This window comes from Bradyrhizobium sp. P2_E8, from assembly GCF_056403875.1.
The window spans coordinates 1-8,155 of sequence record NZ_JBFUES010000258.1 but is presented as its reverse complement, the minus strand read 5'-3'; the positions used below and the strand labels follow the sequence as shown (position 1 = coordinate 8,155).

General features: G+C 64.4%; 5 protein-coding genes and 1 pseudogene. 2 read left to right on the top strand and 4 right to left on the bottom strand.

Annotated elements, in window-relative coordinates:
* Positions 1-180: pseudogene (locus AC1D00_RS16415) on the bottom strand (HlyD family secretion protein); the annotation flags it as partial.
* Between the two features lie 279 nt (positions 181-459).
* Between AC1D00_RS16415 and AC1D00_RS16410 the strand changes: the two are divergent.
* Positions 460-1,371, top strand: coding sequence for a LysR family transcriptional regulator (locus AC1D00_RS16410; RefSeq protein WP_477011400.1), 912 nt, complete (start codon positions 460-462; stop codon positions 1,369-1,371).
* 130 nt (positions 1,372-1,501) lie between these two features.
* Here AC1D00_RS16410 and iaaH read toward each other — a convergent pair whose 3' ends face one another.
* Complete coding sequence (gene iaaH / locus AC1D00_RS16405; RefSeq protein WP_477011399.1) at positions 1,502-2,923, bottom strand: indoleacetamide hydrolase; 1,422 nt, start codon at positions 2,921-2,923, stop codon at positions 1,502-1,504.
* Positions 2,924-2,999: 76 nt separating this feature from the next.
* Positions 3,000-6,449 (bottom strand): indolepyruvate ferredoxin oxidoreductase family protein, encoded by a 3,450-nt coding sequence (locus AC1D00_RS16400; RefSeq protein WP_477011398.1) that lies wholly within the window; start codon positions 6,447-6,449, stop codon positions 3,000-3,002.
* Between the two features lie 153 nt (positions 6,450-6,602).
* Here AC1D00_RS16400 and AC1D00_RS16395 point away from each other — a divergent pair, with 153 nt between their 5' ends.
* On the top strand, positions 6,603-7,058 hold the full coding sequence (locus AC1D00_RS16395) for an Lrp/AsnC family transcriptional regulator (RefSeq protein WP_028173910.1): 456 nt from the start codon (positions 6,603-6,605) through the stop codon (positions 7,056-7,058).
* A gap of 14 nt (positions 7,059-7,072) precedes the next feature.
* On the opposite strand, the gene AC1D00_RS16390 is transcribed toward AC1D00_RS16395, so the two are convergent.
* Positions 7,073-7,912 (bottom strand): MFS transporter, encoded by an 840-nt coding sequence (locus AC1D00_RS16390; protein ID WP_477011397.1) that lies wholly within the window; start codon positions 7,910-7,912, stop codon positions 7,073-7,075.
* Between the last annotated feature and the right edge of the window lie 243 nt (positions 7,913-8,155).

Below are 8,155 nucleotides of genomic sequence, written 5' to 3'. Positions count from 1 at the left end.
GCCGTTGGTCCAGTAGTCGTGTCCGTAATAGGCGATCGCTGCCGTGCCCGCGAGGAGCGCGAGCGCCAAGGCCGCCCGCCGGAGCTTGTTTCGGACCGGCACATGCGGCGGCGCCTTGGAATAATCCTGAGTGATTTCAGTTGCTTGCTGAAAGGTTTCGGTGCGGGGCATCTCGGACATGACGGTCTCCTATCGGCTGGCAGGGACTATCGGTCTTTCCAGTTCGAGCGATAATCGGCGAAATGCTGGAAGGATTATCCACTGCGGGTGGATAGTCCGGGACCTCGCCTGAGGTGCGTATGATCTACCCAACCGGACGTGCGACTGCCCCAGAGCGATTGCCGTGCCTGTCGAGCGATTGCTGCTAACGCACGCACCAATGCCGCGCGCGAGATGATCTGATAGATAATCGGGGCGAATACCTTGAGATTATCGATCAAGAGCGGATAATCAGGCGGCATGGACCGATTGACCAGCCTCGAAGTCTTCAGCCGGGTGGTCGAGACCGGCGGCTTCTCCGCAGCAGCCCGCAAGCTCAACATGTCGACCACCATGGTGAGCAATCACGTTCAGGCGCTGGAAGACCGGCTCGGAGTGAGGCTGCTTCAGCGCACCACGCGCAGGGTCAACCTCACCGAGATCGGCAAGGCCTATTACGACCGCTGCGTCCAGATCCTCGCCGATATCGAACAGGCCGACGATATCGCGAGCGAATTGCAGTCGGTGCCCCGCGGCACCTTGCGCGTCCACGTCGCCACGCACATGGTGCCGTTTGTCGCGCCCATCGTGGCGAAACTCCTGTCGACCTATCCAGAGCTCAAGATCGATCTGCGCATGGGCGAAGCCGACGTCGACCTCATCGAGGAAGGGTATGACGTTGCCGTGCGCATGACCACACCGCCGGATTCGAGCCTGATCGTCCGCAGTCTCGCCACCTGGCGCCACGTGCTGTGCTGCTCGCACGACTATCTCGAGAGGCATGGTCGCGTGCGCAAGCTCGATGAGCTCACCGCGCACAATTGCGGCCGTCACGTGAATTATCCCTACGGCGACGATTGGCGCTTCTTCGATCGCAAGGGCGCGCCGGCATCGGTACGGATCTCCGGCAGCTTCATCACCAACAGCGGTGAGGCCCTGCGGAAAGTGGCGCTGGAAGGCGCTGCAGTCTGTCTGATGGCCGGGTTTCTCATTCGGGACGATCTCGAAGCCGGTCACCTCGTTCGGCTCCTGCCCGAATACCGTCCTGTCGAGATGTCGATGAACGCGGTCTATCCGCACAAACATCATCTGTCGGCGAAGGTCAGGACCTTCATCGACATGCTCGTGCACCACAGCGCCGAACAGCAGAAGCTGATCAATCCGTATTCGTGAGACGCATTCCTCATCCTGAGGAGCGCGGAACGCGCGTCTCGAAGGATGAAAGGCCCGGGTCGTGGCCTCGCCCTTCGAGACGCTTGCTTCGCAAGCTCCTCAGGGTGAGGAGATGGATATGTGCTTGCCTCTAGCGCGCCGGCGCCGGCAGCCGCCCAAACACGGTGTCAAGCGCCATCCCGATCGCGAGCAGGCGGCGGTCGCTGCCTGCCGGGCCGTCCAGCTCGAGACCAACAGGCAATGTGCTTGTGGCGCCAAGCGCGATCGGAAGTTGGATGCCGGGAATGCCGGCATTGCTGCCGGGATCGGTGTTCTGGATGAACAGGCCGAAATTTTCGAGACTGCTGGAATCGGGATTTGACTGAATGGCGACGCGCGGCGTGGTCGGAAAGGCGATAGCGTCGAGCTTGTTCCCGGAAAACGTGTCGCTGTAGAGCGCCTGCAGCGCAGGCCGTGCGGTCCCGATCGCTGCGTCATAGATCGGCCTGGCGTCGAGCAGCGTGTTGTCGGGGCCGGGCAGTTTGCGCGGGATGACGAGGCCATCGTAGGTGCCCTTCACGTCGGGGCTCGCGATCTCCTTAGCCAGCGCCTCGATGCTGAGGCCGGTGCCGGTGTGCGCGAGATAGGCGACCATGTCGTCATAGGCTTCGTACAGCGCGACGGGAAAACCGACCTGACCGTTGAGCCCGGCAAGCTGCGGCATCTCGATCTCGACCACCGTGACACCCTGTGCCTTCATTGTCGCGACGGCCGCCTGGAATGCGGTCTCGGTGTCGGCATCGAGATTGGTCAGCATCGACCTCACGATGCCGATCCGCACCTGCTTCAGGTCAGCCGGCACGACGTCGTCGCCACCCGCGATGACGCGGTCGAGCAGCGCGACATCGGCGATGGTCGCGGCCATCGGCCCTGCGGTGTCGCGGGTGTGCGAGATCGGCGCAATGCCCTCTTGCGGATAGCGGCCGGCGGTCGGGCGCAGCGAGGCGCATCCGTTCAGCGCGGCCGGTACCCGGACCGATCCGCCCGTGTCCGTACCAAGCCCGCCCGCGACGATCCGCGCCCCGAGCGCGGCACCCGTGCCTGACGAGGAGCCGCCCGCGATGAGCGCGCGATCATAGGCGTTGCGTACGCCGAACTCGGCGCCGGTCTTGAATGCGGTGTTATAGCCGGAGATGCCGAAGGCGAGTTCGTGCATGCTGGTCTTACCGATGATGATTGCGCCGGCGGCGCGCAGCCTTGCCGCCACCGGCGCATCGGAACTCGGCACGTAATCCTTCAGCGCGGGCGTGCCGGCACTACAGGGAAGCCCGGCCACCTCGATATTGTCCTTGATCACGATGGGAACGCCGCCGAGCGGCTTGCTCCGGTCGCCGCTTGCGTCGAATTCAGCTGCGGCCTTCAGGGCGCCGGCCTCGTCCAGGATGACGAAGGCGTTGAGATCCGTGTTGGCTTTGGCGCGGGCAAGAGCTTCCGACGTGAGTGCAGTGCTCGTGACTTTCCCGGCGCGAAGGTCGGCCGCGGCCTGGGTCAGGGTCAACTGGTCGAAATCCATGATGCGTCACCCGATTGCCGGGCTCCATCAGGGAGCCCCCTTGAATTCGGAAGGCTGAAGCCTCGCTGGCATCACGTCAACCGTGCGCGCGCATCTTTGCTGGCGATGCCGCGATCACATCGGCGAGAAGCCGTTCGACCTCCGGCTTCACCTTGGCGACCGCGGCGTCCTTGACCGGGCCGTAGCCACGGATATCCATCGGAGCCTTGGCGATCGCAATGAAATCGGGCAGGCGCGCCGCGTCGAGTTCGCGAAGCATCCGTTCGATCACACCCTCATACCAGGAGATCAGCTCGCGCTCTGTCCGCCGCTCGGCGGTGTAGCCGAACGGATCGAGCGGCGTCCCGCGCAGCAGCTTGAGCCGCGCGAGCATGGCAAGCGGCATCTGGATCCACTGGCCGAAAGCGCGCTTGCGCGGACGGCCGCGGGCGTCGCGTTCGGACGGCAGGAACGGCGGTGCGAGGTGATACTGGACGCTGAAACCGTCCTCGAACTCGCGCTTCAACTCGTCGAGGAAGCCGCTCTGCATGTGCAGGCGCGCCACCTCGTACTCGTCCTTGTAGGCCATCAGCTTGAACAGCGCGCGTGCGACGGCCTCGGTCATCGCATCGCTGTCCAGGTTGGCTTCGGCATTGCGGACCCTTGCGACGATCGTCCGGTAGCGTGCCGCGTAGGCCGCGTTCTGATAGGCGGTGAGGAAATCGGCGCGGCGGGCGATGAGCTGGTCGAGCGTCTCGGCTTTGGGCGCATCGTCCGCCTTCGGCAACAAGTCCGGATCGGCCGCGGCGATCCGGCCCCAGGCAAAGGCCTGCTTGTTGCGTTCGACTGTGACGCCGTTGAGCTCGATCGCGCGCAGCAGCGCTTGCAGCGAGACAGGGATCAGTCCGTGCTGCCAGGCAAAGCCGAGCATGATGATGTTGGCATAGACGGCATCGCCGAGCAGCTGTTCGGCCAGCGCGTTGGCGTTGATGGTGTCGAGATTGTCGTTGCCGATGACCTGCCGGATCGCGCGCAGGCGGGCGGGCGAGGCGAGGTCCGCGTCGCGGAAGCGGACGACGTCGCCGGTCGGCATCTCCGCCGTGTTGATTGCAGCGCGCGTGCCGCGACGATAGGTGCCGRACGCCTTTGGCGCCGAGCTGACGACGAGGTCGCAGCCTATCAGCGCGTCGGCGGCACCCTGGTCGATGCGGACCTGATGCAGCGCCTCGGGCGAGTCGGCAAGGCGGATATAGCTCAGCACCGGGCCAAACTTCTGCGCAAAGCCGGTGAAGTCGAGGACCGAGACGCCGCGTCGCTCGAGATGCGCGGCCATGCCGATCAGCGCGCCGACGGTGATCACACCGGTGCCGCCGACGCCTGTTACCAGCAGGTCGTAGGGACGGTCGAGCGTGGCGGGAGCGGGCAGGGGAAGCGTCGCCGCGCGGCCGACCGCGTCGATCTCGCTCGCGCTCTTCTTTCGGCGCGTCGCGCCTTCGACGGTGACAAAGCTCGGGCAAAACCCGTTGAGACAGGAAAAATCCTTGTTGCAGGCGGACAGGTTGATCTGCCGCTTGCGGCCGAACGGCGTCTCCTTCGGCTCGACGCTCAGGCAATTGGATTCGACCGAGCAGTCGCCGCAGCCCTCGCAGACGAGATCGTTGATGTAGGCAAAGCGCTTGGGATCGGCCATCTGCCCGCGCTTGCGGCGGCGTCGCTTCTCGGTGGCGCAGGTCTGCTGGTAGATCAGGACGGAGACGCCGGGAACCTCACGCAGCTCGCGCTGCACGGGGTCCATTTCCTCGCGCGGATGGATGGTCACGCCGATGGGCAGGTCCGCCGGCGAAAACTGCGCGGGATCGTCCGATACCAGCGCGATGCGTGTTACACCTTCAGCCCGGACGCTATGCGCGATGGCATGGACGCTGATGGGGCCGTCCACCGGCTGGCCGCCGGTCATGGCGACGGCGTCGTTGAACAGGATCTTGTAGGTGATGTTGGCCCTGGCGGCGATCGCCTGCCGGATCGCCATCGAGCCGGAGTGATAGTAGGTGCCTTCGCCGAGATTCTGGAAGATATGCTTGTTGCCGGTGAATTTTGACGACGCCGCCCAGTTCACGCCCTCGCCGCCCATCTGGATCAGCGACGACGTCTCGCGGTCCATCCAGCTCGCCATGAAGTGGCAGCCGATGCCGGCCAGCGCCTTCGATCCCTCAGGCACCTTTGTCGACGTGTTGTGTGGGCAGCCCGAGCAGAAATAAGGCGTGCGTGTCGCGCCGCTGACGTTGATCGTGCGCGCGGCTTCAGGCATCAAGGCGGCCGCGCGTGYGGCGAGATTGAGGCCCGGAAACATCGGATCGAGCCGGCGGGCGAGCACGCCAGCCAGTGCACGCGGCGACAATTCGCCGATCCAGGAGATCAGCCGCGCCCCTCGCTCGTCGTGCTTGCCGACCATGCGCTCGGGCTTGGTGCCGGGATAGTCGTAGAAATATTCCTTGAACTGGCTCTCGATGATGCCGCGCTTTTCCTCGACCACGAGGATCTCGCGCTTGCCCTTCACGAAGTCCATCGCGTCATGCAGCGCCAGCGGCCAGACCATGCCGACCTTGTAGACGTCGATGCCGATGCTGCGGCAGGCCGCTTCGTCGAGGCCCATCAGCCGCAACGCTTCCATCAGATCGAGATGCGCCTTGCCTGTTGTGACGATGCCGTATGTGGCGCCCGGAATGTCGTAGATGTGGCGGTCGATCGGATTGGCCTTTGCGAAGGCATAGACCGCGTGCTTCTTCGCCTCCAGCCGTTCCTCGATCTGCGGGCCCGGCAGGTCGGGCCAGCGATAGTGCAGGCCGCCCGGCGGCGGCGTGAAGTCGGGCGTGCGGAAGGCGCGCGGCGGGCGCAGCGCGACGGATGCGCCCGATTCCACGATTTCCGAGATCGCCTTGAAGCCGACCCACATGCCGGAGAAGCGGCTCAGCGCGTAGCCATATTCGCCGAACGCCAGATATTCGCCGACATCGGCCGGATGCAGCGTCGGCATGAACCAGCTCATGAAGGCGACGTCGGACTGGTGCGGCATCGACGACGACACGCAGCCATGATCGTCGCCCGCGACCACCAGCACGCCGCCATGCGGCGAGGAGCCGTAGGCATTGCCGTGCTTGAGCGCATCGCCGGAGCGATCGACGCCGGGGCCCTTGCCGTACCAGAGCCCGAACACGCCATCGAACTCGCGCTCCGCTTGCGTCTCGACCTGTTGCGAGCCGAGCACGGCGGTTGCCGCGAGGTCCTCGTTCACGGCCGGGAGGAATTCGATGCGGTCCCGCTTGAGACGTTCCTGGATGCGCCACAGCTCGAGGTCGATGCCGCCGAGCGGCGAGCCGCGATAGCCGGAGATGAAACCTGCGGTGTTGAGACCGCGCATACGGTCGCGCTTCGCCTGGTCGAGCGCGATGCGGACGATGGCCTGCGTACCCGTGAGGAAGACGCGGCCCTCCTCGCGGTCGTAGCGGTCGGGGAGCTCGTAGCTGTCGAGTGAAGGAATGGCGTCCATGGCGGACCTCGCGCGGCATCCTGCCTGATGATGGAAGGTTATGCCTGGGAGGCTGGTAGGTCTTACCTATTTTTCCCGATTAGATCAAAATTTCGGTAGAATTTTGCACAAGGCAATCAAATTTGGTAGATGTTCTCGGCTTGAGAGGCCTCCATGATCGAAGAGCAGGACACGCGAATACTCGCCCATCTTCAGAAGGATGGTCGCGCCACCAATCAGCAACTCGCCGACGAGGTCGGCATGTCCACCTCCGCCTGCTGGCGCAGGGTGCGCGCGCTGGAGGAGAGCGGCGTCATCCAAGGCTATGCGGCGCTGGTCGCACGCGAGCAGGCGGGATTCACGATGTCGGCCATCCTCCACGTCTCGCTGGAGCGACACGATGCGAAGTTCGTCGACGAGTTCGTGGCCAGGGTCACGACGCGCCGCGAGGTGCTGGAATGTTTCGCGACCACGGGCGACGCCGACTATCATTTGCGCGTCGTCGTGCAGGACATGGCCGCCTACAACAGATTCCTCGACGAGTTCATGTTCCGCATTCCCGGCATCCGTTACGTCCGCAGCAATGTGGTGCTGAAGGAGATCAAGACCGGCGTGGCGCTGCCGTTCTGAGACAACAACAGGACTCACACTGTCTCGGCCCGGCTGCGCCGGCGCAGTTGGCGCAGCGACAGCACGTGCAACAGGATCGAGCTGGGTACGACGAAGGCCGGGGTCAACACGTTCGGAAAAGTATCGACGGCCATGCTCGGGCCATCCGGAACGATCAACTGGAACGGGCCAGGCGACATCGCCATTCCCAGGGCGATCGCGACGGCGAAGTCCGCGAGGCCGAAGATATTCCAGAAGACCGCTCCTTTCCGCCCCTCGGCCGTCCCGGCCGCCAATGCAATCGCCACCGGCACGGCGAACAGGCCGGTCAGCGCGTCGCCGGTTCCTGCCGGCAATGCCCATAAGCCCGGGAGCGCCCCGCGCAGCCAGTAAGCAAGCCACTGACTGCCAAAGATGCGATAGACCTGAAGGGCGATGAGCCACGTCGTCGGCATTGCATCGAGCAATTGTCCGACTCGCTTCGATAGCATCAGCACCGGAGCGCCGACGATCACTGGCAGCAGGATCGCCGCGGGAAGCAGCGGCAAGGAGGAAGCGCCCGTGCGGAATGCACCATTGATGGCTGCCGTCCAGGCGAGGGCAGCCCAAAGCGTGAAGGGGACCATGACGACGAGCCAGGTCGCCCGGCGTTGCTCTGGCGTCAACGCGGTGTTTTCAAGCCCGAGCCACAGGCCGACCGCAATGAGCCCATGGGCCAGCAGCCGAACGCCGAGGGCCGGAAAACCGCTCTCCGGAAGTGCGGGGAGCGAGTAGATCAGCCAGGTCCACAGGATCGTGAATAGAACGGTCCACATCAAGCCGAGCCGGATAGGAGGCTGGGCCGGGGCGGCAACGGAAGCAGCATCGCTGTTCATCGGCGTTCCCTAGAGAGAGGTCGGTTCTGGCGGACGCACGAGATCGCGGCCAGCGGCCATGTCAGGTGCGATGTCAGGCCGCTTTTTCTTCTGATCCCGACCTCACGAGAATCATGAAGACAAGAACATGGCTGACGAGCAGCAGCGGGACGTAAACGGCTGGAATATAGATGCCGGCGCCGAAGAGGCCGGGATCCGGGATTTTCGTCACGCCCATGTAGTAGGCATTCAAGAGATCCAGCG

Coding starts and splice junctions, on each gene's coding strand:
- AC1D00_RS16410 (WP_477011400.1), top strand. CDS start 460: ATGGACCGATTGACCAGCCTCGAAGTCTTCAGCCGGGTGGTCGAGACC.
- AC1D00_RS16395 (WP_028173910.1), top strand. CDS start 6,603: ATGATCGAAGAGCAGGACACGCGAATACTCGCCCATCTTCAGAAGGAT.
- AC1D00_RS16390 (WP_477011397.1), bottom strand. CDS start 7,912: ATGAACAGCGATGCTGCTTCCGTTGCCGCCCCGGCCCAGCCTCCTATC.
- iaaH (WP_477011399.1), bottom strand. CDS start 2,923: ATGGATTTCGACCAGTTGACCCTGACCCAGGCCGCGGCCGACCTTCGC.